Origin of the sequence: Spiractinospora alimapuensis, from assembly GCF_018437505.1 — a bacterium.
GTDB lineage: Bacteria > Actinomycetota > Actinomycetes > Streptosporangiales > Streptosporangiaceae > Spiractinospora > Spiractinospora alimapuensis.
This window is the reverse complement of sequence record NZ_CP072467.1, coordinates 1,231,085-1,254,636: the sequence shown is the minus strand read 5'-3', so window position 1 is coordinate 1,254,636 and position 23,552 is coordinate 1,231,085. Positions and strand designations below refer to the sequence as shown.

20 protein-coding genes and 1 pseudogene are annotated in these 23,552 nt (G+C 70.5%); 7 read left to right on the top strand and 14 right to left on the bottom strand.

Annotated features, from left to right (window positions below):
- Nucleotides 1–17: 17 nt before the first annotated feature.
- Nucleotides 18–1,601, bottom strand: a complete 1,584-nt coding sequence (locus J4H86_RS05785; RefSeq protein WP_236542470.1) for a PucR family transcriptional regulator — start codon at nt 1,599–1,601, stop codon at nt 18–20.
- 433 nt (nt 1,602–2,034) lie between these two features.
- On the opposite strand from J4H86_RS05785, the gene J4H86_RS05780 reads away from it, so the two are divergent.
- Nucleotides 2,035–2,487: a GreA/GreB family elongation factor gene (locus J4H86_RS05780; protein WP_236542469.1), complete on the top strand. Its 453-nt coding sequence runs from the start codon at nt 2,035–2,037 to the stop codon at nt 2,485–2,487.
- A 48-nt stretch (nt 2,488–2,535) separates the two neighbouring features.
- On the opposite strand, the pseudogene J4H86_RS05775 reads toward J4H86_RS05780, so the two are convergent.
- Nucleotides 2,536–5,494 (bottom strand): annotated as a pseudogene (locus J4H86_RS05775) (bifunctional [glutamine synthetase] adenylyltransferase/[glutamine synthetase]-adenylyl-L-tyrosine phosphorylase).
- A gap of 190 nt (nt 5,495–5,684) precedes the next feature.
- Here J4H86_RS05775 and J4H86_RS05770 point away from each other — a divergent pair.
- Entirely contained in the window at nt 5,685–6,026 is a 342-nt protein-coding gene (locus J4H86_RS05770; protein ID WP_236542468.1) for a hypothetical protein, read from the top strand.
- Nucleotides 6,027–6,093: 67 nt separating this feature from the next.
- Here J4H86_RS05770 and J4H86_RS05765 read toward each other — a convergent pair whose 3' ends face one another.
- From J4H86_RS05765 to J4H86_RS05745, 5 genes are all read right to left on the bottom strand, one after another.
- Nucleotides 6,094–7,461: an MFS transporter gene (locus tag J4H86_RS05765; protein ID WP_236542467.1), complete on the bottom strand. Its 1,368-nt coding sequence runs from the start codon at nt 7,459–7,461 to the stop codon at nt 6,094–6,096.
- A 109-nt stretch (nt 7,462–7,570) separates the two neighbouring features.
- Nucleotides 7,571–8,299 (bottom strand): alpha/beta hydrolase family protein, encoded by a 729-nt coding sequence (locus J4H86_RS05760; RefSeq protein ID WP_394356453.1) that lies wholly within the window; start codon nt 8,297–8,299, stop codon nt 7,571–7,573.
- 52 nt (nt 8,300–8,351) lie between these two features.
- Nucleotides 8,352–10,775 carry a bifunctional salicylyl-CoA 5-hydroxylase/oxidoreductase gene (locus J4H86_RS05755; protein WP_236542466.1) on the bottom strand — a complete coding sequence of 808 codons (2,424 nt, stop codon included), beginning with the start codon at nt 10,773–10,775 and terminating at the stop codon, nt 8,352–8,354.
- Between the two features lie 56 nt (nt 10,776–10,831).
- Nucleotides 10,832–12,469 carry an AMP-binding protein gene (locus J4H86_RS05750; protein WP_236542465.1) on the bottom strand — a complete coding sequence of 546 codons (1,638 nt, stop codon included), beginning with the start codon at nt 12,467–12,469 and terminating at the stop codon, nt 10,832–10,834.
- A gap of 28 nt (nt 12,470–12,497) precedes the next feature.
- The gene (locus J4H86_RS05745; protein ID WP_236542464.1) at nt 12,498–13,628 is read right to left on the bottom strand and encodes an acyl-CoA dehydrogenase family protein; all 1,131 of its coding nucleotides are present in this window, start codon (nt 13,626–13,628) and stop codon (nt 12,498–12,500) included.
- Between the two features lie 169 nt (nt 13,629–13,797).
- Between J4H86_RS05745 and J4H86_RS05740 the strand changes: the two genes are divergently transcribed.
- The 3 genes from J4H86_RS05740 (at nt 13,798) to J4H86_RS05730 (ending at nt 15,690) form a co-directional block, all read left to right on the top strand.
- Nucleotides 13,798–14,661, top strand: coding sequence for a PaaX family transcriptional regulator (locus J4H86_RS05740; protein ID WP_236542463.1), 864 nt, complete (start codon nt 13,798–13,800; stop codon nt 14,659–14,661).
- A gap of 345 nt (nt 14,662–15,006) precedes the next feature.
- On the top strand, nt 15,007–15,402 hold the full coding sequence (locus J4H86_RS05735) for an SDR family NAD(P)-dependent oxidoreductase (protein ID WP_236542462.1): 396 nt from the start codon (nt 15,007–15,009) through the stop codon (nt 15,400–15,402).
- A 3-nt stretch (nt 15,403–15,405) separates the two neighbouring features.
- Nucleotides 15,406–15,690 (top strand): Rossmann-fold NAD(P)-binding domain-containing protein, encoded by a 285-nt coding sequence (locus J4H86_RS05730; RefSeq protein ID WP_236542461.1) that lies wholly within the window; start codon nt 15,406–15,408, stop codon nt 15,688–15,690.
- A 91-nt stretch (nt 15,691–15,781) separates the two neighbouring features.
- Here the strand turns inward: J4H86_RS05730 and J4H86_RS05725 are convergent, their stop codons facing one another.
- The 4 genes from J4H86_RS05725 to glnA form a co-directional block, all read right to left on the bottom strand.
- The gene (locus tag J4H86_RS05725; RefSeq protein WP_236542460.1) at nt 15,782–16,189 is read right to left on the bottom strand and encodes a RidA family protein; all 408 of its coding nucleotides are present in this window, start codon (nt 16,187–16,189) and stop codon (nt 15,782–15,784) included.
- Entirely contained in the window at nt 16,190–17,017 is an 828-nt protein-coding gene (locus tag J4H86_RS05720) for an enoyl-CoA hydratase family protein (protein ID WP_269134535.1), read from the bottom strand. It lies immediately after the preceding gene.
- Nucleotides 17,014–17,772: an SDR family NAD(P)-dependent oxidoreductase gene (locus J4H86_RS05715; RefSeq protein WP_236543922.1), complete on the bottom strand. Its 759-nt coding sequence runs from the start codon at nt 17,770–17,772 to the stop codon at nt 17,014–17,016. The genes J4H86_RS05720 and J4H86_RS05715 overlap by 4 nt, the downstream gene beginning before the upstream one ends.
- A gap of 323 nt (nt 17,773–18,095) precedes the next feature.
- Entirely contained in the window at nt 18,096–19,520 is a 1,425-nt protein-coding gene (gene glnA / locus J4H86_RS05710) for a type I glutamate--ammonia ligase (protein ID WP_236542458.1), read from the bottom strand.
- A 329-nt stretch (nt 19,521–19,849) separates the two neighbouring features.
- On the opposite strand from glnA, the gene J4H86_RS05705 reads away from it, so the two are divergent.
- Both J4H86_RS05705 and J4H86_RS05700 read left to right on the top strand, forming a co-directional pair.
- Nucleotides 19,850–20,107, top strand: a complete 258-nt coding sequence (locus J4H86_RS05705) for a GlsB/YeaQ/YmgE family stress response membrane protein (RefSeq protein ID WP_236542457.1) — start codon at nt 19,850–19,852, stop codon at nt 20,105–20,107.
- A gap of 42 nt (nt 20,108–20,149) precedes the next feature.
- Nucleotides 20,150–20,596, top strand: a complete 447-nt coding sequence (locus J4H86_RS05700; RefSeq protein ID WP_236542456.1) for an RDD family protein — start codon at nt 20,150–20,152, stop codon at nt 20,594–20,596.
- An 87-nt stretch (nt 20,597–20,683) separates the two neighbouring features.
- On the opposite strand, the gene J4H86_RS05695 is transcribed toward J4H86_RS05700, so the two are convergent.
- The 3 genes from J4H86_RS05695 to lipB all read right to left on the bottom strand — a co-directional run bounded on the left by J4H86_RS05695 (nt 20,684) and on the right by lipB (nt 23,228).
- Nucleotides 20,684–21,433 (bottom strand): DUF4191 domain-containing protein, encoded by a 750-nt coding sequence (locus J4H86_RS05695; RefSeq protein WP_236542455.1) that lies wholly within the window; start codon nt 21,431–21,433, stop codon nt 20,684–20,686.
- Between the two features lie 77 nt (nt 21,434–21,510).
- Complete coding sequence (lipA, locus tag J4H86_RS05690) at nt 21,511–22,455, bottom strand: lipoyl synthase (RefSeq protein WP_330932493.1); 945 nt, start codon at nt 22,453–22,455, stop codon at nt 21,511–21,513.
- A 50-nt stretch (nt 22,456–22,505) separates the two neighbouring features.
- Nucleotides 22,506–23,228, bottom strand: coding sequence for a lipoyl(octanoyl) transferase LipB (gene lipB, locus J4H86_RS05685; RefSeq protein ID WP_236542453.1), 723 nt, complete (start codon nt 23,226–23,228; stop codon nt 22,506–22,508).
- Between the last annotated feature and the right edge of the window lie 324 nt (nt 23,229–23,552).

Below are 23,552 nucleotides of genomic sequence, written 5' to 3'. Positions count from 1 at the left end.
ACGCCGCCCCAACCGTCCTAGGTGGGGCCGAGGAGTCCGTTGCTGTCGTCGCCGTCGTCGTGGACGGCGAGGGCGATGGACAGGGCGAGGCGCATTCGCGGATTGTCCAGGGTCAGGTTGGTGGTTTCGGCCATGCGGCGGAGTCGGTAGCGGATGGTGTTGGGGTGGACGCCGAGGGATTCGGCGGCGAGGGTGGGATCGCCCTGGGCGTGGAGCCAGGCGCGCAGGGTCGGGACGTAGCGGGTGCCGTGTTTGGTGTCGTGGCGCGCCAGGTCGGTGACGGGGCCCATCACCGGGCCGTCCTGGGGGCGGCGGCCGGAGGCGGAGGCCATGCGGAGCCGGTGCACCAGGACCTCGTGCCAGGACTCGTCGTAGATGACGGCGGGCGCGTCGTCGCCCTGCGTGGCACGTAGGGCGAGGCTCTCGTCGGCCTCCCGGCGGCTCGCGGCGAGGCGGGCCGGGTCGGCGGGGCCGCCGATGCCGACGTGAACCACCACGTGCTCCGGCAGGCCGCGGGCGATCTCCTCGGCCCACTCGCGGGCGGGCGTCGGATCGGCGCCGCAGGGCAGCGCCGTGTATACGGTACTGCCGAAGAGCGTGCTGCGGCCCGGGCGGGACCACCCGAAGCCCGTCGTCACCCGCTCGAACGTCATCAGCAGCGCGGCGTGGCGTTCCGCGGGGGTGTGGGCCTGGATACCGATGATCCGGTAGCTCTCCGCGGCCATGCCCAGGCGACCCACGGCCTCGGTCGGGTCGATTCCGCCTTCGAGCAGCCGCCCCACGAGGTCGGACTCGACGTGACGCTCCAGGTCCGCGCTCACCCGTGTGCGGAGCAGGTGCAGCGCGACGGAGTGGGCGCCCTCGACGAGAAGTCGGCGACGCGCCTCGTCCAGGGGCCGGTCGGCGGCCACCCACAGTGAGCCCAGGAACTCCACACCCACCCGTACGGCGATCGTGGTCCGGGGCGTCAGCCCGAGGTCAGCGGAGCCGGGAACGAACAGCGGCTCGTCGGAGGCCGAGAGGTGGGCCGTCACTCCCGTGCGGTCCAGGTGGGTACGGAGGTCGTCGGAGACGCGGCGGCGCAGGATCGTGTCCAGCCGCGCGCGGTCGGTCGTCGGGGGCTGAGCCGAGTAGGCGAGAACACGGAACCGCGGGTCCTCGATGGTGACCGGGCTCCCCACCGAGTCGGCGACGGCGTCGGCCAACGCGGGAAGGTCGCTGGGGCCGCGTCCGGATTCGGTCTCGCCCCCTTCGAAGACGAGTCCGTACACCACACCGGCGGCCTGGCTCCACGACACCGACGGGTCGACGTGGAGCAGGGTGAGCCCGAGTTCGGCGGCGCGGGCGTGGCCCGCGTCGGGCAGGTCCTCGGCGGCGCCACGGGTCACCACCGCGATCGCCTCCGCCCGCCGCCCCAGGCGGAGACTCTCCTCGATCGACTCCACCCCGACGGCGAGGAACACGTCCCCCTGCTCCGGCGCCGGTGCGGCGGGGTCGTGGATCGACACGCCCCGCACCATGGCCCCCGCCCCGTGCCGCGCCCCGACCGCGCGTACCCCGTAGGTGCCCAGGATGTTGGTGAGCCTGTCCAGGATGACCACGTTGACTCCTCGCCACCGCGAACCAGGTGTTTGTCTCCAGTGCACAAACCATAGCCGTACTTTGTCTGCCAAGGACAATGCCCGCGATGTTCCCACCAGGGATACTGCAAGCCGGGTGGGGAGCTGGCGTACGGAGGCGGCTGGTGCGTGGTGCGCGTGTGACGAGCCCGTGGGGCCGGTCTCGTGGCTGTCCGTGGCAGGGAAGGACCGCGGACGCCGCCCGTTCCATGCCGAGCGTGAGGGGCGCGAGCCGCGTCGCCGTTACGCCACCCCTCATCCTCACCAGCACACCCCGGAACCGGCACACGCCCGTTTGACTCCATCCGGCGCGCTGGTCCCGACACTCGAACCTCCGCGGACGTTTCCGCTCGCCACCACTTCCTGGTGGAGAGCGGGAGGGTCCGCTTCGTTACTATCCACCCGAAGGAGAACGATGTCCCAACCCAGCCGTACCTGGCTGACTCCGAGCGCGCACGCTCGGCTGACGCGGGAACTGGCCGTGCTTGAGGGACAGGGCGACACTGGCGCGGAGCAGGAGTTCGCGCTTCCCCCCAGCGAAGACGCCCGGCAGGCGCGCATCACCCGTATCCAGGAGATCCTCAGCGAGGCCGTCGTGGGGGAGACCCCACCGGACGACGGAATCGTCGAGCCCGGCATGACGGTCACCGTGCGCTACGAAGGCGATGACGAGCCCGAGACGTTCCTCCTCAGCCTCCGTGACGGCGCATCCGACGAGGAGCTGCCCGTGTACTCGCCCGAGTCACCGATCGGTCAGGCCCTCATCGGGGCGAAGCCCGGCGAGGAGCGCTCCTACACCGCCCCCAACGGTCGTACCATCCGGGTGACCCTGGTCGGCGCCCACCCCTACGGCGTGGACGCCGCCTGACCCCGGGCGACGGACGACGGCGCGGGCCCCGACGAGGGGACCCGCGCCCTATTCGTCGTAGAAGAGGCGCTCCATGACGGCGCGGGCCCTGCGGGTGATCCGCCGGTAGTCCTCGGCCATCTGCTCGCCGGGGGAGGTGTCGTCCTGGTGGTATCCGAGGACCTCCGCCACGGCGACGCGCTCCGGGGTGCTGGAGGGGATGGAGTCGCTGCCGCGCCCCCGGACCAGCGTGATGGCTCCGCGGATGGACGACGCCGTGCGCCACGCGGAGGCGAGGGTCTCGGCGTCCTCGGGGTCGACGAGCTCGGCCTCGACCGCGGCGCGGAGGGCGGGCAGCGTGCTGGTGGTCCGCAGCGCGGGGATCTCGTGCCCGTGGCGCAGTTGCTGGAGCTGGACCACCCACTCGACGTCGGAGAGACCGCCACGGCCGAGCTTGGTGTGCAACGCGGGGTCGGCGCCGCGCGGGAGCCGTTCGCTCTCCATCCGTGCCTTGAGACGCCGGATCTCCAGAAGCTGCTCCGCCGACAGTCCGGCCGCCGGGTAGCGGATGGGGTCGATGAGCGCGGTGAACTCCCGGCCCAGCTCGGTGTCGCCCGCGATGGGCCGGGCACGCAGCAGCGCCTGGCTCTCCCAGGTCGCCGCCCAGCGTTCGTAGTAGCGGGCGTAGGACTCCAGGCTGCGAACCACGGGCCCACTGCGTCCCTCGGGGCGCAGGTCGACGTCCAGGGGTAGCGGGGGATCCGCCGACGGCATCTCCAGGAGTTGACGCAGCCGCCGCACGATCCGTTCGGCGTCGCCCGCTGCCTCGGCCGCCGACACGTCGGGCAGGGGAGAGTGGACGTACATCACGTCCGCGTCGCTGGCGTAGCTGAGTTCGCCGCCCCCGAACCGTCCCATCGCGATCACCGTCAACCGGGTGGACGGGTCGCGTCCCAGCCCTTGGGCGATCTCGGTGACGGCGGCACGCAGGGCGGCGTCGATGGTGACACAGGAGATGGAGGTCAGCGCGGAGCCCACCTCCTCCACGTCGGCGACCCCGAGCAGGTCGGCCGCCGCGGTGCGCAGGAGTTCGCGCCGCCGTAGTCCCCGAACGGCCGTGACCGCCTGCTCCGCCGCCCCGTGGCGGCGCAGGACGGCGTCGGCCTCGCTCCGCAGTTCCGCGGCCGGGCGAGCCCGCAGGTCGGTGTTGTCACTGAGGATGGCGACCGCGGTCGGCGCCCGGAGGAGGAGGTCGGTCGCGTACCGGCTGGTGCCCAGCAGCCGCGCCATACGCTCCGCCACTCGCACGTCGTCGCGCAGCAGCCGCAGGTACCAGGGCGTGGTGCCCAGGGCCTCGCTGACCTGACGGAAGCCCAGCAGCGCCGCGTCGGGGTCCGGGGCGTCGGCGAAGTAGCCCAGCATGACGGGCATCAGGGTGCGTTGGATGGCTGCGCGTCGGGTCACCCCCTGCGTGAGTGCCTGCAGGTGCCGCAGCGCGCCCGCCGGATCGGTGAAGCCCAGCGCCTGTAGTCGGGTTCCCGCCTGTTCCGGGGTGAGCCGCGCCTCCTCGCCGGGGAGCCGGGCGACCGCCTGCAACAGTGGGCGGTAGAACAGCTTCTCGTGCAGGCGGCGCACTTCCGCGGTGCGGCGTCGCCACATGGCGGCGAAGTCGTCGCCGGGTGCGATGGAGTCGCCCAGGGCCCGGCCGATCCGTCGTAGGTCCCGGGGGCCGTCGGGGGCGGTGGGGTCGGGCAGGAGGTGTGTGCGCCGCAGGTGGTGGAGCTGGAGCAGGTGTTCGACGTGCCGGAACAGGCGGTAGGCGTCGACGAGGCTCGCGGCGTCGGCCCGGCCGACGTAGCCCCCCGCGGACAGCGCCTCGAGAGCGGAGATAGTGTTCGGGGAACGCAACGCCTCGTCGGTGCGCCCGTGGACCAGCTGCAGGAGTTGGACCGCGAACTCGATGTCGCGCAGCCCACCGCGGCCGAGCTTGAGTTCCCGTTCGGCCTGATCCGCCGGGACATGGGCCTCCACCCGACGTCGCATCGCCTGCACGTCCTCGACGAACCCCTCACGGCCCGCGGCCTCCCACACCATGGGAGCCAACGCGGAGACGTAGCGGGCCCCCAACTCGGGGTCTCCCGCGAGCGGGCGAGCCTTCAGCAGGGCCTGGAACTCCCACGTCTTCGCCCACCGCTCGTAGTAGGCGCGGTGACTGGCCAGGGTACGTACCAGCGGGCCGTTGCGACCCTCGGGGCGCAGCCCCGCGTCCACCTGCCAACAGGGTTCCCTCGGCGTCGGTGGCGGAGGGGAGGGCCAGGGTCTCGGTGGCGAGGCGGGTCGCCGCGCGCAGCGCCCGGTGTTCGTCGGTGCCCTCGACCGGTTCGGCGACGAACACCACGTCGACGTCGCTCACGTAGTTCAGCTCGCGTCCGCCGCACTTGCCCATGCCGATCACCGCGATCCGACACCGCGCCGCGGCCTCGGGGTTCTGCTCGCGGGCCAGGATGAGCGCCCCCTCGAGCAGGGCTCCCGCCAGGTCGGCGAGTTCGGCGCCCACCTCCTCCATCCCCGCGGCCCCGGTCAGGTCACGTGCCGCGAGTCGCAGCACCGCTCGCCGGTAGGCCAGCCGTAGCGCGTGCGCGGGATCGACCGGTGCCGTGTCGAGCACGCCCAGGAGCAGCGCCCGGGCGGCGGCGGGGGTGGGGGCCTCCAACGGCCCCTGGAGGAGTTCCCAGTCCCGTGGATGGCGGGCCAGGTGGTCGCCGAGCGCGCTGGCGCCCAACACCGTGGCGAGGCGGAAGCGCAGGTCCTGGTCCTGGTCGAGCTGCGCGAGCAGCTCCTCCGGCTCCGGGGTGCTCTCCAGGATCCGGATGAGGCCGAACAGGGCGAGGTCGGGATCCGCGGATCCGCCCAGCGACTCGACGATCGCGGCGTGGGAACGCAGACCGGCCTCGTCGATCAACTCCACGGCGCGCCGCGCGTTGGTGAACCCCCGCCGTGCCAGAGTCCCCGGTCCCGCCTGAGAGATGTCCCGCGCGCTCACGCTCCAACCGTACAGCGTGGGCGGGGGAGGGCCGGGGCAGCCGTTGAGGAGCGGAGCTGGCGTCCGTGACGCGCGTGCGAGTCCGCGTCGCTGGCCGGAAGTGGGCATCGTCCGGCGAGGTCGTTGAACCTGACGACGGTCGTCTCAGATCGGGGCGCGTGCTGGGAGGATTGACGTGAAGTACCGACTGGCGGTGGCCGTGAGCTTCGCCACCGCCAGCGGCTGCGACATGGTCGAAGCGTTCGACGAGTTCACCAACCGGGTGATGGACGAACTCCTCGTCCTCGAAGAGATCAACGGGGGGATCCACGATCCCGACGCGCCGGCCGGTCTCACCGCGCACACGTTGAGTGTCACTCTGGTCGTGGATGCCGAGACGCGGCCCGACGCCACGGTGATGTTCCTCGACACCGTACGTACGGCCCTACAGGCCGCGGGTGGCGCCACCGGAGATCGGCCGCACGTCGACCCCAAGCGCCCGCTGACCGCGGATACTGCGGAGACCGCCGCGGCCTGAGTCCGTCCCCATCCTCCGAGGCCTCGCGGGGATCACGTGAACCCAGCGAGGCCTCGGACGCGGGTTCCTACGCGGAGGCCTTGTCCGTCGCGGATCCGTTGGCCGTGCCGACGGGGAGGTTGGCCCGCGAGGGGGGAACCAGGACGCAGGCGAGAGCCCCGATGACGGCGGGGATCACGAAGGCGTAGAAGTTGACCTCGACACCCATACCGGAGGCCATGACCAGGCCACCGTAGATCGGGCCGATGATGGCGCCGATACGCCCGATGGCCAGCGCCCAGCCCAGTCCGGTGGCGCGCATCTCGGCGGGGTAGAAGTTGCCGGTGAAGGAGTTGACCAGGATCGTGGTGCCGATGCTGCAGGCGCCGGCGATCGCCACACACAGGTAGAGGACCACCATGGGTGGTTCCAGACTCATGATGAGGATGCTGGTCGCCGCGAGGAGGAACATCGTGGTGACGACCGGCTTGGAGCCCAGGCGGTCGGCGAGCGCTCCGCCGCTCGGGGCGCCGAGGATGGCGCCGATGTTGAGCACCATCAGGAACGACAGTGACGACGCCAGGGGGAACCCGGCCGAGAGCATGATGTTGGCCAGCCACGTGTTCAGGCCGTAGACCAACAGCAGCCCCATTCCGTTGGCGAGCCAGAACAGCAGCGTGCCGCCGAGGAAGCCGCGCCCCATGATGGCCCGCACGTTGTCCATCGCGCCGCGCGACCCGCCCGGGCCCTTGGGGGCCCGCTCGGTCGGTGCCTCGAGGGTGACGCCGTACCGGGCCGCGACGGCCTGCGCCTCGTCCTCACGTCCGCGCGCCCGCAGGTAGTTGGGCGACTCGGGCAGTTTGAAGTAGGCCAGCGGGATCAGCACGAGGGCGGGCAGGGACCCGATCCAGAACATCGTGGTCCAGTGGAAGTTCGCCAGGATCGGGATCGCCAGCGGGGCCGCGATCATGCCGCCGACCGCGTACCCGGAGAACATGAACGCGTTCGTCATGTTGCGTCGGTGCGGTTCGGCGTACTCCATGGTCAACGCGATCGCTGTCGGGATGACACCGCCCAGGCCCAGCCCGGTGAGGAACCGTAGCGTGCCGAAGACCTCCGGTGTGGGGGCGAACGCGGTCAGCGCCATGCCCACGGAGAACCACGCGACACAGATCATGATGATCCGGCGCCGCCCGAGCAGGTCGGTGATCGTGCCGACGAGGAGCGCGCCCAGCAGCATGCCCACCAGGGCGGTGGAGCCCAGAGTTCCGGCGGTGGACTCGTCGATGTTCCAGCTCGGGTCGGGGTCGGCCAGGATGCTCGGGACGACGGCGCCGTAGACGGCGAGGTCGTAGCCGTCGAGGATGATCGCGAACGCGCAGATCGCGACCACGATGAACCGGCTGTGGCGTTGGACGGGTGGTGATCCCGTGTCGCCTGCGGACTTGTTGGCCACGGAAGGTCTGCCTTTCTCGGGGGACTGCGGTGGGGGGAGGGTGGGCCGCGACGGCCAGGGTCAGCGGGGCTGACACACGTTGAGGACGACGGGTGGAGCGGAAACGGACTCAGCCCGAACCGAGCAGCCAGGCGCGCGCGGTGCGCCAGGCCGGGTGGTCGGGGTCGATGACCGCGAAGTGGTCGGCTCCGGGCACTTCCTCGTAGGTCACCGGGGCTCCGGCGGCGCGAGCGGCCACCACGTAGTCACGGCTCTGGTCCACCGGTACGCGTTGGTCGGCGTCACCGTGCACCACGAGCTGGGAGAACCCGGTCTCCGGTCGTGCGACGGGCGAGCCGTCACGCGGCGCGTCCTCGCCGGGCGACGCGCCGAGGAACGCGGCGACGGCCCCCTCCCCGAGGCCCTCGCGGTCGCTGCGCGCCAGGTCGGTCACCGGCGCCAGGGCGACCACCCGTGTGACCGGTGACGCGGCTGCGGTCAGCAGGGCGAGGTGGCCGCCGGCGGAGTGACCCACGGCCGCGACCCTGCCCGCGTCCAGTCGTTCCGTGTCCGCCGCGGCCGTCGTCGCCAGCAGCCGCAGCGCCGCCGCGACGTCCTCGACCGTCTGGGGCCAGCCCCCACCGTCGGCTCCGGTGCGTCGGTACTCCACGTTCCACACGGCCCAGCCCGCCGCGGTGAGGTCACGGGCGAGCGGGTCCATCAGCGTGAGGTCGTGCAGGTCCCGCCACCATCCACCGTGGAGGAGCACCGCGACGGGGGCGGGCACGGTGTCTGGGGCGTCCGGGAGCCACAGGTCGGCGAACTGACTCGGGTGTTGCCCGTAGCGATATCGGTGCACCAGGGTCCTCCTTGGTCAGGTCCGCGCTGTCGCCCCGCAGGGGTCGACGACACTATCGGGGCGCGCTCACGGGGGGTCGGGCGGGGAGCCACCGTCGATGGGCCGTGGCCCCGGCCTCGGGGCTGCGCAACGGTTCCAGTCGAGGTCGGGGCCCGTCGGTGCGGCCGGTCTGGGGGCGTCGACTCCCCGCGCGGAACGGGGCCGGCCACTCCACGCCCGGACCGGAGTACTCCTGCTCAGCGGCGGCGTGCAGGGTCCAGTGCGGGTCGTAGAGGTGGGGCCGGCCCAGCGCGCACAGGTCGGCCCGCCCCGAGAGCAGGGTGGAGTTCACGTCGTCGTAGGAGGAGATCGCACCCACCGCGATGGTGGGAACCCCGATCTCCGAGCGGATGCGTTCGGCGAACGGAACCTGGTAGCTGCGGCCGAAGGCGGGCTTCTCGTCCGGGGTGACCTGGCCGGTCGAGACGTCGATGACGTCGGCCCCGGCCGACACGAACGCCCGGGCGATGGAGACGGCGTCCTCGCCGGTCGTCCCCTCGGGGACCCAGTCGGTGGCCGAGATGCGGACGCTCATCGGCTTGTGGTCCGGCCACACCTCGCGTACCGCCGCGAAGACCTCCAGCGGGTAGCGCAGCCGGGCGTCGAGCGACCCGCCGTAGGCGTCGCTGCGTTGGTTGGTGACGGGAGAGAGGAAGCTGGACAGCAGGTAGCCGTGCGCGCAGTGCAACTCCAGGAGGTCGAAGCCCGCGGCGTCGGCGCGTCGGGCGGCGGCGACGAACTCCTCGCGGATCCGCCGCATGCCGTCGTGGTCGAGTTCGGCGGGAACCTGGTTGGTGCCGTGTCGGTAGGGCAGGGCGGAGGGCGCCACGACGGGCCAGTTCCCCTCGTCGAGCGGGAGGTCGATGCCCTCCCACATGAGTCTGGTGGAGCCCTTCCGGCCGGAGTGGCCCAGTTGTACCCCGATCCGCGCGCCGGAGTTGTCGTGCACGAAGTCGGTGACGCGGCGCCATCCCGTCTCGTGCTCGGGTCGGTACAGCCCGGTGCAGCCGGGGGTGATTCGTCCGGTGGGGGAGACGCACACCATCTCCGTCATGACCAGGCCGGCGCCACCCATGGCCTTGCTGCCCAGGTGGACCAGGTGGAAGTCGTTGGGCTCCCCGTCCTGGCTGGAGTACATGTCCATGGCCGAGACGACGACGCGGTTGCGTAGCTCGAGCTCCCGAAGCCGGAAGGGGTGGAACATCGGGGGACGCCGGTCCGGGGCGTCGGGGGTGGGCGAGGCCGATACGACCGTCGGGGAGGGGCCGTCCCCGACCTGGTCGGCGAACCAGTCGTCCACGGTGGCGACGAACTCCGGGTCGCGCAGGCGCAGGTTGTCGTAGGTGACTCGTCGGCTCCGGGTGAGGAGGTTGAACGCGAACTGCGGGGGGTCCTGTTCGGCGTGGCGCGCGATCTCCTCGAACCACTCCAGGCTGGCCTGCGCCGCGCGCTGTGTGCTGGCGACCACGGGCCGCCGCTCCTCCTCGTAGGCGGCCAGGGCCCGGGGGACGTCCGGCCGCTCGTGCAGACAGGCGGCGAGGGCCAGCGCGTCCTCCATCGCCAGCTTGGTCCCCGAACCGATGGAGAAGTGCGCGGTGTGGGCGGCGTCGCCGAGCAGCACCACGTTGCCCCTCGACCACGACTCGTTGCGTACCGTGACGAAGTTCTGCCACTTGGAGTTGTTGGGCAGGAGCCGGTGGCCCTCCAGGACGTCGGAGAACAGCTCCTCGCACCGCGCGATGCTGGCGACGTCGCTCACTCCTGGCGGGAACGCGCGGCCGGCCGTGAGATCCGCGAACCCGGCGCGGCGCCACACCTCGGCGTGCATCTCCACGATGAAGGTGCTCGCGGTGTCGGAGTAGGGGTAGCTGTGGAGCTGCATCACGCCGTGCGGGGTGTGCAGGATGTGGAAGTTGAAGGCGTCGAACACGCGGTCGGTGCCCAGCCACATGAAGGTGTTGTGCCGCTGGTCCAACGTGGTGCCGAAGTCCTCGGCGTAGGTGGCGCGGGTGTGGCTGTTGATCCCGTCGGCGGCGACCACCAGGTCGTTCCCCCGGGCGAGGTCCTCCACCGGCGGCGCCTCGGTACGTGTCCAGAGCCGAACCCCCAGCTCCTCACAGCGTCGCCGCAGGATCTGCAACAGACGACGTCGGTCGATCGCCGCGAAGCCGTGCCCACCGGAGGTGGTCAGCGTGCCGCGATAGTGGATGTCGATGTCGTCCCACTGCGCGAACCGCGCCGAGAGCTCCTGGTAGACGTGGGGGTCCGCGTGTTCGATGCCGCCGAGCGTCTCGTCGGAGAGCACCACACCGAAGCCGAAGGTGTCCTCTGGGGCGTTGCGTTCGTAGACGGTGACCTCGTGGGACGCGTCGAGCTGCTTGATCAGCGCCGCGAAGTACAGTCCGCCGGGACCGCCCCCGATACACGCGATGCGCATGGACTCACACTGCCCTTCAGTCGTTCGGTGTGCGTGGAGTGCGGGATGCCGAGGCCCTACTCGGTGTTCCGGAGTTTGAACCGCTGGAGCTTGCCCGTGACGGTGCGGGGCAGCTCCGACACGAACTCCACGACGCGCGGCGCCTTGTAGGGCGTGATGCGCGCCTTGACGTGGTCCCTCAGCTTCTCGGCGAGGTCGGGCCCGGCGTCGGTGCCCGCGGCCGGGACGACGAAGGCCGCCACCACGGCGCCGCGCCGCTCGTCGGGCACGCCCACCACCGCCGTCTCCGCCACCTCGGGAGCGGTCAGCAGGGCCTCCTCCACCTCGGCCGGCGCGATGTTGTAGCCAGCGGAGATGATCATGTCGTCGCTGCGCGACTGGTACCACAGGTAGCCGTCGGAGTCGCGGACATAGGTGTCGCCGGTGTAGTTCCAGCCGTGGCGGACGTAGCGCTCCTGGCGCGGGTCGGCGAGGTAGCGGCAGCCGACCGGGCCCCGGACCGCGAGCAGACCGGGTTCTCCGTCGGGTACGGGGTTGCCGTCGGCGTCCAGGACGGCGGCCACGAATCCGGGAACCGGACGTCCCGTCGCTCCGGGCCGGATGTCGTCGTCGGCCGCCGAGATGAAGATGTGCAGCATCTCGGTCGCGCCGATGCCGTCGATGATACGGATCCCCGTGGCCTCCCGCCACGCCTCCCACGTCGCCGCCGGTAGGTGCTCCCCGGCGGAGACGCATCGGCGCAGGGACGCGAGGTCGTGGTCGGCGAGGTCCGCGAGCATCGCCCGGTAGGCGGTCGGCGCGGTGAAGAGCACGCTGACGCCGCGCTCGTGGACGCCCCGCAAAAGCTCTTTGGGGCCGGCCTTCTCCAGCAGCAGGGTCGACGCGCCGGCCCGCATCGGGAAGATCAACAGCCCACCCAGCCCGAACGTGAACGCGAACGGCGGGCTGCCCGCGAACACGTCGCTGGGCTGGGGGCGCAGGACGTGCTGGGAGAAGGTGTCGGCGACCGCGAGCACGTCGCGGTGGAAGTGCACACACCCTTTCGGGACACCGGTGGTCCCAGAGGTGTAGGCGATCATGCAGGCGTCGTCCGCCGAGACGCGGACCGCCGGAAAGACGGTGTCGTGGCGTTCGGCGCGGCGGGAGAGGTCGTAGGGCGAGTCGCCACCGTAGGGCAGGACGGAGACCGAGCGGCCGGAGGGATCCTGGGCGATCTCGTCGATGGCCTCGTCCAGGTCGGCGCGGAAACGTTCCTCACAGATCGCGTGGGAGACCTCGGCCGCGCGCAGGATCGTCACCAGCTCCCCGGAACGCAGCACCGGGACCACCGTGACGACGACCGCGCCCACCCGCAGCACCGCCAACCAGCACGCCGCCAACCACGGGGAGTTCGGACCACGCAGGAGGACCCGATTGCCCGGCCGCACCCCCAACTCGTCGACCAGGACGTGCGCGATCCGGTTCACCCGCTCGGCGAGCTCACCGTAGGTCCAGGAGCCGTCCGGGCTGAGGAGACAGGGCCGGTCGGCGCCGTGCCGTTCGATGGTGCCGTCGAGGAGCTCCTCGACGCAGTTCATCTGGTCGGGATACCGCAGGTCGGGATGGTCGAAGAGTAGCTCGGGCCACTGGGGGTCAGGGGGGAGGTTGTCGCGGGTGAAGGTGTCGACATGGCTGGTGGGGTGGAGATGAGGCATGGGTGACCTCCTCGGCCGAGCGAACGGATCAGGAGAGGAGCTGGCGGGCGATGATCTCGCGTTGCACCTCGGTGGCCCCCTCGTAGACGCGGGGGGCGCGGACTTCGCGGTACAGGTGTTCCAGCAGGTGACCGCGCCGCAGCGCACGTGCGCCGTGCATCTGCATGGCGGCGTCCACGACGTACTGCGCCGTTTCGGTGGCGAACAGTTTCGCCATGGCGGCGTTCCGGGTGACCAACGGGCCGGACACGTCGTACTCGGCGGCCGCCGAGTAGACGAGAAGGCGGGCCGCTTCGATGCGGGTGGCCATCTCGGCGAGGGTGTGGCGGACGGTTTGCAGGTCGCTCAGCGTGCCACCGAAGGCGGAGCGCTGAGCGGTGTGGGTCCGCGCGGCGTCCAGAGCGGCGCGCGCCATACCGACCGCGAACGCGCCCACGCTGGGGCGGAACAGGTCAAGGGTGCGCATGGCGACCCGGAAGCCACGGTCCACCTCGCCCACGACGTCCTCCTCGGTGACGACGACGCCGTCGAAGGTGAGGTGGCCCAAGGCGTGGGGGGAGAGCATGTCCAGCGGCTCCCCACGCAGCCCCGGCCGGTCGCCGGGCACGAGGAACGCCGTGACGCCCCGGGCCCCACGGTCGGGTGTCGTCCGGGCGAACACGGTGTAGAAGTCCGCGTCGGGTGCGTTGGAGATCCACGTCTTCTCGCCCGAGAGCCGCCAGCCCGCACCGTCGGCCTCGGCCCGAAGGGCGAGGGCGGCGGCGTCGGAGCCGGCGTCGGGCTCGCTCAACGCGAAGGCGGCGACCGCGTCACCGGCGGCGACCCGGGGGATCCAGGCCGCGCGTTGTGCCGGGGTCCCCGACTGGACCAGGGGGTAGGTGCCGAGCCCCTGGAGGGCCAGGGCGGTCTCGGCGTGGGTGTCGCGGCGGGCGAGCTCCTCACGCATCGCGCAGATGTGTCGCGCGGGCGCCTCCTGGTCGAGCGCGCCGGAGCCGACCCCCGGGAAGAGGGCGGGGAGGAGGCCGGCGTCACCGAGACGCCGAACGAGGTCCCGGTCCACCCGGCCGGAGTCGTCCCCGGGGCCGGGGGGTGCGAAGAGGGATGCGGCCGTCTCCTCGGCCCACCGCGCGAAGTCCTCGTCGACGGTCGGAAGCTGCATGCCGGACCTCGGCTCTCGTCGGATCGACGTGTGGCGGGAGTGATCCGCCCCACATCGCAATATACAGAATCCATGACGGTCGTCAATAGAGCGCGATTTGGATCTCTGGCGTCGTCCCGGAACGGAGGATGCGGGAGCGTGGCGGGGAGTGACCGGATATCGTGCTCGTGTGACGCTCAATGTGGAACCGGAGAACCCGGGTGAGGTCGAACGCCCGACCCGTCGGCCGCGGTCACTGATCGTCTCGTTCTTCGGCTCCTACGGGCGGGACATTGGCGGGTGGGTGTCGGTCGCGGACCTGATCGCCCTCATGGGCGAGCTGGACGTGGAGCCCCCCGCGGTGCGTTCCGCCGTCTCCCGGCTCAAGCGACGCGGCCTCCTGGCGGCCGAGCGCATCGGTGGCGTCGCCGGCTACCGCCTCTCCGAGGCCGGTCTGCGCATCCTGACCGAGGGCGACCGCCGCATCTTCCACCACACGGTGGGCGCCCTGTCCGAGGGCTGGGTGCTCGTGGTGTTCTCCGTGCCGGAGTCCCAGCGCAACAAGCGGCACGTGCTGCGATCCCAATTGGCGTGGCTCGGGTTCGGGACGACGACGGCGGGCGTGTGGCTCGCCCCCGCGCACCTGGAGCCGGAGGCGCGCGCGGCCATCCGGGACCTCGGGATGTCGGAGTACGTCGAGCTGTTCCGCGCCACCCACCTCGGTTTCAGCGACCTCACCGAGGCCGTCGCCCGCTGGTGGGACCTGCCGGCCCTCCAGCGGATGTACGAGTCCTTCCTCGCCGACCACGAGCCCGAACTGAGCGCCTGGCGCCGCTCCGGCGCCGCGGGCACCATGGGCGCCGCCTTCGCCAGCCACCTCAGAGCCGTCGACGCCTGGCGTCGCATGCCGTTCCTCGATCCCGGCCTGCCCCCCGAGGTCCTCCCTGAGGCGTGGGCCGGCAGCCGAGCGGCCCGCGTCTTCTTCGACCTCCACGCCCTACTCCGCGAGCCGGGCCTCGCCCACGTCCGCGAGGTCACCGGCGCCCCTGGATGACGCCGCTCGAATGGGTGGTGTTGACCGCGCCCTCGCGGAGCGGGGTGCGCCCCCACCCGCTGGAAGCGGAGAAATCCCGGTGGGGGTGGAGTGATCACGATGGGGGTGACACGGTGGATCGGCCCCGGTCGTGGGACCCCGCGCGTTGGGAGGACTGTCGGCGCGTCCCTGGGCACGAGTTCTCCGGCGGGCGGGCATCGGCGTCCCTCTCGTACCCCGGCGAGGGGACGTGGATCCTCGGCGACGATTCGATCCTTCGCGGGGATTGCCTTCACGTCGACGTCATGCCCTAACGTTCCGCTGGCCCGGTGTGGTCGACGGAAGGAGCCAGCGCTGCCAGGAGCAGTGGTCATCGGAGCGGGCCCGGGGGTCGGCCGTTCCGTCGCCCGCCGGTTCGCCCAGGAGGGCATGCCGATCGCGCTTGTCGCACGCACCCCAGGGACCCTCTCGAACGTGGCCGAGGCGGTCGCCTCCTTGGCGGTTCCCGTCGTCTCCCTCCCCGCCGACAGCGCGGATGAGACAGCGTTGCGTGCCGCGCTGGACACAGTCTGCGAGGAGATTGGCCTGCCCGACGTCGTGGTCTACAACGCGGCGGTCATCCAGCCGGACTCGCCCGGGGAGTTGTCGGTGCGGGCCCAGTTGGACGCCTGGTCGGTCAACGTGGTTGGTGCCCTCACCGCGGCCGCTCACGTCGCGCCCGCGATGGCGCGACGGGGGAGTGGGTCGATCATCGTCACCTGAGGCATGCCCGCGGCGAAACCCCGGTACGTCAGCCTCTCGCTCGGCAAGGCGGGGGTACGAACCCTCGTCTCCCTGCTCGACCAGGAGTACGGCCCCTCGGGGGTGCACGTCGCCAGCGTCACCATAGACGGTCCCGTCGCGGCCGGTACCGTCCTCGACCCCGACGAGATCGCCGAACACTATTTGCGGCTGCACGCCCAGCCGCGACACCTGTGGCAGACCGAAGTCCTGGTCAGCGCCTCGAACGCCGGAGGGGCGGACGCCGCGGGGGGCACCGATGCCGAGTGACGGCGACCGCCCGGCCGGCGATGAGAGATCCGCCGACGAGGCCGTGCTCCGGAGGGGTGGGGGCCGGCACACCCCTCCCCTCCGGAGCCGGTCATGAGGGGATGACGGCGGTACCGATCAGTTCCACGAGGGCGTCGGGGTCGAAGAGTTCCGCGACGCCGAGGAGGGCCATGGCGGGGAAGTGGCGGCCCAGGTGGTCGCGGTAGCGTCGTCCGATGTCGCGTAGGGCCGCTCGGTATCCGGGCACGTCGGTCGTGTAGATGACGAGACTGACCAGGTGTTCGGGTTGGGCGCCGCAGGCGCGCAGGGCCTCGACCAGGTTGGACAGGGCGACGTCCATCTGGTCGGTGACCGTCGCGCCCTGGATGGTGCCGTCCGGCGCCTGGGCGGTCTGGCCGCCCAGGTAGACCGTGCGTCCGGCGGCGGGTACGACCGCGTGCGCGAAACCCACCGCCGGGCTCAGGCCGGGCGGGTTCACCAGGGAGTGCGGAGAGGTCACCTAACGTCCCTTCCACTGGGGGTCGCGCTTGCCGGTGAATGCGGCGTGGAACTCGGCGTAGTCCACGCTCTTCATCAGCAGCGCCTGGGTGGTGGCCTCCAACTCCAGGGCCCCGGACAGACTCATGTCCAGTTCCCGGGTGATCAGGGCCTTGGTCTGCGCGTAGCCGAGCGCCGGGCCGTCGGCCAGGCGGGAGGCCAGGGTCGTTGTCGCGGCGTCGAGTTCCTCGTCGGCCACGAGTTCGCTCACCAGCCCGTAACGGTCGGCCTCCGCCGCGGGGATGGTGTCGCCGAGCATGAGGAGCTTCGTCGCGTGGCCCAGACCGACGACGCGGGGCAGGAGATAGGCGGCCCCCATGTCCGCTCCCGAGAGACCCACCTTGGTGAACAGGAACGCGAACTTCGCGGACTCGGCGACGACCCGGAAGTCGGAGGCGAGGGCCAGCACCGAGCCGGCGCCAGCGGCGATGCCGTGGATCGAGGCGATGATGGGCACCGGGCACTCGCGCATCACCCGCACCACCTCGCCCGTCATGCGGGTGAAGTCGAGGAGGTCGGCCGGGTCCATCGCGAGCGTCTCGCCGATGATGGCGTTCACGTCGCCCCCGGAACAGAACCCGCGTCCCTCGCCCCGGAGCACCAGCACCCGGGTGTCTCCGCGCTGGGGGATCTCCAGCAGGAGGTCCCGCAGGTCGGCGTAGGAGTCGAAGGTGAGGGCGTTGAGTTTCTCGGGCCGATTCAGCGTCACCGTGGTGACGCCGTCAGCGTGTGTGACGTCGAAGTGCTCCCACGTCTGTGTTAGCGGCGCCGAAGCGCGGAACGGGCTCAACGCTGAATGCCTCCTCCATCGATGATCAGGGACTGGCCGTTGACTGCGGCGGCGTGTGAACTCGCGAGGTAGGATACGGCCGCGGCCACCTCGGCGGGTTCGACCAGCCGCCCCAAAGGGGAGGCCGTGGCGAGCGCCGCCTCGGCCTCCTCGACGCCGCGCCCCGTGCGTCCGCTGATGCGGGCCACGGACCGTTCGGTCATCGGCGAGCGGACGAACGTGGGGCAGACGGCGTTGCTCGTCACCCCGGTGCCGGCCACCTCGGCGGCGACCGAGCGGGCCAGCCCCAGCATGGCGTGTTTGGAGGCGGTGTAGGCACTGGTGTAGCGCGTGCCCTCGAGTCCCGCGGTGGAGGCGACGAACACGACGCGGCCGTGGTCGCGGTCCCGCATTCCGGGGAGGACCGCCCGCGTCGCCAGGAAGGCCGACGTCGCGTTGACCCGGAGGTGAGCCTCCCAGTCAGCGAGGGACGTCCGCGCCACGGGGGCCGTCTCCGAGATCCCGGCATTGTTCACCAGGACCGACACCGGGTCCAGCTCGGCGAAGGTGGCCGCGACATCGTCCTCGTCGGTGATGTCGCAGACCAGTCCGGTCACCGGAGCGCTCGCGTGCTCACGCTCCAGGTCGTCGAGCCGTTCCCGGTCCCGTCCCAGGCCGACCACGCGACATCCGTCGCGCACCAGCGCGTCCACCAGGGCTCGGCCGATCCCGCCCGTGGCGCCCGTGACGACCGCGATCCCTCGGGAGTCCGACATGCTCGCCATGCCGGCACCGTATCACTCATGTGTGACTGTCGTCATCATTCCGACACAGTGGTGCGCGGGGATGTCAGTCGATGTCCACGCGCTCCCCGTCGTCGAACATGGTCGCGCCGTTGACCAGCATGTGGGTGATCTCGGCGTCATCGGGAACGTCGTAGGCGAGTGCCCATCGCCGTGACATCGCGGAACGCCTCCCGCCGGACCGAGCGGCGACCGGTCTCGGCCGGACGCCGACCAACCGCTGGATCGGCTCGCACAACGCGGCGGGCCCGCGCCTCAACTGAGGCGTGGGCCCGCGGGGCGCGTCGGAGGACGCGTCAGCAGTCGTAGTAGAGCTCGAACTCACGGGGGTGCGGGCGCAGCCGCAGGGAGTCGATCTCCTCGGTGCGCTTGTACTCCACGTAGGTCGAGATCAGGTCCGGGGTGAACACGCCGCCCTCGAGGAGGAACTCGTGGTCCTCCTCCAACGCGGTCAGGCACGCGTCCAGGGAGTCGGGGACCTGCGGGATCGCGGTGGCTTCCTCGGGCGGCAGCTCGTAGAGGTCCTTGTCCACCGGCTCCGGCGGCTCGATCTTGTTCTTGATGCCGTCGATACCGGCCATCAGCATCGCCGAGAACGCCAGATAGGGGTTCGCCGCGGGGTCGGGGACGCGGAACTCCAGGCGCTTGGCCTTCGGGTTGGTTCCGGTGATCGGAATCCGGATACAGGCCGAACGGTTGCGCTGGGAGTACACCAGGTTGACCGGGGCCTCGTAGCCCGGGACCAGGCGGTGGAAGGAGTTCACCGTCGGGTTGGAGAAGGCGAGGATCGCGGGGGCGTGCTTCAACAGGCCGCCGATGTAGTAGCGGGCCATGTCGGAGAGCTGCGCGTAGCCGGACTCGTCGAAGAACAGCGGCTGGCCGTCCTTCCACAGGCTCATGTGGCAGTGCATGCCGGAGCCGTTGTCGCCGAACACCGGCTTGGGCATGAAGGTGACCGACTTGCCCTCGGCGTAGGCGGTGTTCTTGACGATGTACTTGTAGAGCTGCACGTTGTCGGCGGACTTCAACATCGTGTCGAACCGGAAGTCGATCTCCGCCTGACCGGCGGTGCCGACCTCGTGGTGCTGGATCTCGATCTTCATGCCGGCGTCGATCAGGTTGCGCACCATGGTGGACCGCAGGTCGCTGTAGTGGTCGACCGGCTCCACCGGGAAGTACCCGCCCTTGTACCGCGGCCGGTACCCGAGGTTCGACTTGCCGTTCTGGGTGCCGGTGTTCCAGGCCCCCTCGATGGAGTCGATGTAGTAGAAGCTGGCGTTCTCCCGGGTCTCGAACCGCACGTCGTCGAAGATGTAGAACTCGGCCTCCGGGCCGAAGAACACCGTGTCGGCGATCCCGGAGTCCTTGAGGTAGGCCTCCGCCTTGCGGGCGACGTTGCGCGGGTCGCGGCTGTAGGACTCACGGGTGAAGGGGTCGTGCACGAAGAACGTCAGGTTCACCGTCTTGTGCTGACGGAAGGCGTCCAACACGGCGGTGGTGTAGTCGGGGAGCAGCAGCATGTCGGACTCGTGGATGGCCTGGAACCCACGAATGGAGGAGCCGTCGAACATGAGGCCGTCGTCGAGGAAGTCCTCGTCCACCTGCTCGATCGGGATCGTGAAGTGGTGCGTCGATCCGAACAGGTCGGTGAATCGGACATCGAGGAACTTGACGTCCTCCGCGGCCGTGAAGGCCAGGAGTTCCTGCGCGCTGCTGAACAAAATTGCCTCCGTGCGGTAGGTAGAGGTGACCGGGTGTCGGGGGAGCGGCGGCGGTGTCGCGCCGGCCCAGACCACCTCCCGACTGCGCCCTCAACGCTACGACCAGGCGATTTCTACTCCGTGTCCCCGATGTTTCCCGTATGTTACGCCGCGCGATCCCCGCGCCGGGGAACCCGCGCCGGTGTTCCGGCTGGTCACAACGATGCTATGCGGTCGGCGTGAGAAGGACGTCACGCGGCGTTCGCATGGGCGCGAGTCGGGCGGGGAATGACTCAGACAGCCTGGGGATCGGCCTGGGGGAACAGGGATCACCGCGACCAGGAGGAACCGTGGAGATCACAGGAATCATCTCGGCCATCATCGTCGGCCTCATCATCGGAGCGCTGGGACGGCTCGTCGCGCCGGGCCGTCAACACGTCCCACTGTGGCTCACTCTCGTGATCGGCATCGTCGCGGCCTTCGTCGGCTCGGCGATCGCGGCCATCTTCACCACGTTCTGGCTCTTCGTACTCATCGTGCAGGTGATCGTCGCCGCGATCGGTGTCGCGCTGGTGGACCGCGGGTTCGCGGGCCGTCGCGCGTCCTGACCCTGCCCGCTCACCACCGCCACGGGCCAGTACCGTGGTGGTATGGCCACGCGTAACACCCCCGCCAACTCCGACGACCCCCACTCCGAGGAGTTCGTTCACCCGGGCAACCGTCTGGGTATGCCGCGCGACGGAACGGGAGCCGTCGCGTCGGTGCCGCGACGGCTCGGGGCGCTCGCGGTGGACTGGCTGCTGTCCCTCGGGGTCGCGCACACGGTGTTCGACGGATCGGCGAACCTGACGGCCTACGTCGCGCTCGTCGTCTTCGCCGCGCAGGCCACACTGCTCATCACGTTCACCGGCACCACCATCGGCAAGCGGATCTTCGGTATCCGGATGGGGCAGCTTCCCGCGTCGTCGGTGACCTGGCCGCTCGCGGTCCTCGTGCGGACGCTTCTGCTGTGCCTGGTCATTCCGGCCGTCGTCTACGACCGGGACAACCGGGGACTGCACGACCGCGCGGTGGGAACGGTCAGCACCCGCATCTGAGCACAAGGGAAGGCGCCTCCCGCGACCCGTACCGCGCGAGGCGCCCGTCCCCGTCGTCCGACGTGTTCCCGGCTGGCGAGCCTTGTTCTAGGACTGACCGCCCGGCATCTTGGGGCCCTTGGGCATCTTCGCGCCCTTGGGCATGGGGCCCTTGGGAAGTTGCATGGCGGGCGGAAGCGCCTTCAACCGGTAGTTGAGCTCGGCGACCTGCGCCTTGTTCAGGTTTCGCGGCAGCTTCATCACCCGCTTGCGCAGTTGGGAGATCGAGACCTCCTCGTCGCCGCTGCCGACCCGAAGGTCGTAGATCGGGGCGCTGTAGGCGACGCGCGCCACCCGCTTCTTCTCCTTGGCGATCAGGCCCTTGACCCGGTTGGGGTTGCCCTCGCCGACCAGGATGATGCCCGGCCGCCCCACCACGCGGTGCACGACGTCCATCTCCCGATTGCCGTTGACCCCCGGGGTGAACACCCAGTTGCCCCGCATGTTCTCCAGGATCGCCATGCCGGCGCCCAGTTGGCCCTCCAGCATCTTGTACTGCACCGTCTGGGCGCGGCGGGTGAAGAAGATGAATCCGGAGAGGAAGGCGGTGGGAATACCGAGGATGACCCAGTACCAGACGGCCCCGGTCAGGATCCCGCCCAGAATCGCCAGTCCAAGGACCACGATCGCGATCACGACGGCGATCGGGATACTCCACGGGCTCTGCTTGTGCACGAGCCCCGCGACCATCCGGATCTGTTTCAGTCGCCCGGGTCGCTTCTCCGCGGCGCCACTGTCCGCGTTCTTGCCAGCGCTCTTGCCGGCCGGTGCCTTCTCGGTGTCCTTGGACTTCGCCATACAACCAAGGATATTCCCTCACGAACGACGTCCGCTCCGTCCCGGTTCCCCACCTCGGGCGGGGAACCGGGACGACACTACTGTGCGGCGCCCTGGGCCGCCCGCTTCTCCACGGCCTGCTTGTACAGCCGGCCCGCGCGGTAGGAGGAGCGCACCATCGGCCCGGACATCACGCCGGCGAAGCCGATCTCCTCGGCCTCGGTGTTGAGCTCGACGAACTCCTCCGGCTTGACCCACCGCTCGATGGGGTGGTGCAGCTTCGACGGGCGCAGGTACTGCGTGATGGTCAGCAGGTCACAGCCGGCCTCGTGCAGGTCCCGCATCGCGGTGCTGACCTCGTCGCGGGTCTCACCCATGCCGAGGATCAGGTTGGACTTGGTGACCAGGCCGTCCGCGCGCGCCTTGGTGATGACCTCCAGCGACCGTTCGTAGCGGAACGCCGGGCGAATCCGCTTGAAGATCCGCGGCACCGTCTCCACGTTGTGGGCGAGGACCTCCGGGCGGGACCCGAACACCTCGGCCAACTGGTCGTCCTTGGAGTCGAAGTCGGGGATGAGCAGTTCCACCCCGGTCTCGGGGTTGAGTTCGTGGATCTTCCGGACGGTCTCGGCGTAGAGCCACGCCCCGCCGTCGTCGAGGTCGTCACGGGCGACGCCGGTGACCGTGGCGTAGCGCAGCCCCATCGTCCGCACCGACTCCGCGACCTTCAACGGTTCCGTGCGGTCGAACGGGGTGGGCTTGCCGGTCGCGATCTGGCAGAAGTCGCACCGGCGGGTGCACTGTTCCCCACCGATCAGGAACGTTGCCTCGCGGTCCTCCCAGCACTCGTAGATGTTGGGACACCCGGCCTCCTCACACACCGTGTGCAGGCCCTCGCGACGGACCAGCGACTTCAGCGCGCTGTACTCCGGGCCCATCCGCATCCGGGTCTTGATCCACGGAGGCTTCTTCTCGATCGGCGTCTGGCTGTTGCGGGCCTCGATGCGCAGCAGCTTGCGGCCTTCGGGTGCGACAGCGGTCACCGCGTCTTCCTTTCCGCGCCCTTGTGGGGGATCGTTTCGGGTGGTGCCGGTCATACGGCACTCAATGTGTGCGACGCGGGCTCCGGTATCTCCGGAACACCGTCGGAGGATGTCGTGGAGGTGGCTCCGAACACGGCGGCGAGGTGGCGCCGCACCGGAGGCAGGACCTCGGCGACGGGAATCTCGCGCCCCAGCTCTCGCGTGAGCGATGTGACGTCCCCTTCGTCGACGGGGATGCCGCAGGGAACGATCGCTGAGTACCAGGACAGGTCGTTCGCGCAGTTCAGGGCGAACCCGTGCATACCGACCCCACGGGAGACCCGGCAGCCGATCGCGCCGACCTTCCGTTGGATGAGCCCGCGTCGCGGGTCGGGGTCGAGCCAGACACCGCTCTTGCCCTCCACCCGGACGCCGGTCAGGCCGAAGTCCGCGATCGTGCGGATCATGACCTCCTCCAACGCGCGGACGTGGGCGAGGACGTCGATCGGATCGCTGAGCCGAACGATCGGGTACCCGGTGAGCTGGCCGGGGCCGTGCCAGGTGATCTTCCCGCCACGGTCGATGTCGATCACCGGCGCGCCGGGGTCAACGACCGGGCGGTCCGGGGCCCGGGTGCGTTTGCCCGCGGTGTACACCGGCTCGTGTTCCAGAAGCAGCACCGTGTCGCCGACACGGTCGTCCACGCGGGCGGCGTGGAGCCGTTTCTGAAGGTCCCACCCCGCCTGGTACGGAACCGGCTCGGGGCCCAACCACGCGAAGGCGAGTTCAGCCATACCCCCACCTTACGCGCCCTTCTCGGCGCGCGAGGGTGGTGAGGACCACCCTCGACGTGCGGCCCCACGCCGGAATACCTCGGCGTCCGCCGGAGTTACCGCCCGCTCCCGTGTCGCACCGGGCCGGATGACGGTTACGCCGAGTCGCCGGCGTAACCGAGAGCCCACCTGAGTGGGGAGTTCAGAGACCTGGGGCACGCCAAGTCGCCTGGTGGGGGAGTGGGCCGCGGAACCCTCTGGTGTGAGAGGGAGGAGTGTGGCAGTTTGGTGCGTGTTTTGTGGATCACCGTGTTTCCGGGGGTTGTGCTCCGAAGGCGTCCGATA

Bases quoted from the DNA above. Each gene is read 5' to 3' on its own strand.
- lipB (WP_236542453.1), bottom strand. From the start codon at position 23,228: ATGGCTGAACTCGCCTTCGCGTGGTTGGGCCCCGAGCCGGTTCCGTAC.
- J4H86_RS05700 (WP_236542456.1), top strand. From the start codon at position 20,150: ATGGCCACGCGTAACACCCCCGCCAACTCCGACGACCCCCACTCCGAG.
- J4H86_RS05695 (WP_236542455.1), bottom strand. From the start codon at position 21,433: ATGGCGAAGTCCAAGGACACCGAGAAGGCACCGGCCGGCAAGAGCGCT.
- J4H86_RS05755 (WP_236542466.1), bottom strand. From the start codon at position 10,775: ATGCGCATCGCGTGTATCGGGGGCGGTCCCGGCGGACTGTACTTCGCG.
- J4H86_RS05730 (WP_236542461.1), top strand. From the start codon at position 15,406: ATGCCCGCGGCGAAACCCCGGTACGTCAGCCTCTCGCTCGGCAAGGCG.
- J4H86_RS05745 (WP_236542464.1), bottom strand. From the start codon at position 13,628: ATGCAGCTTCCGACCGTCGACGAGGACTTCGCGCGGTGGGCCGAGGAG.
- J4H86_RS05750 (WP_236542465.1), bottom strand. From the start codon at position 12,469: ATGCCTCATCTCCACCCCACCAGCCATGTCGACACCTTCACCCGCGAC.
- J4H86_RS05715 (WP_236543922.1), bottom strand. From the start codon at position 17,772: ATGTCGGACTCCCGAGGGATCGCGGTCGTCACGGGCGCCACGGGCGGG.
- J4H86_RS05780 (WP_236542469.1), top strand. From the start codon at position 2,035: ATGTCCCAACCCAGCCGTACCTGGCTGACTCCGAGCGCGCACGCTCGG.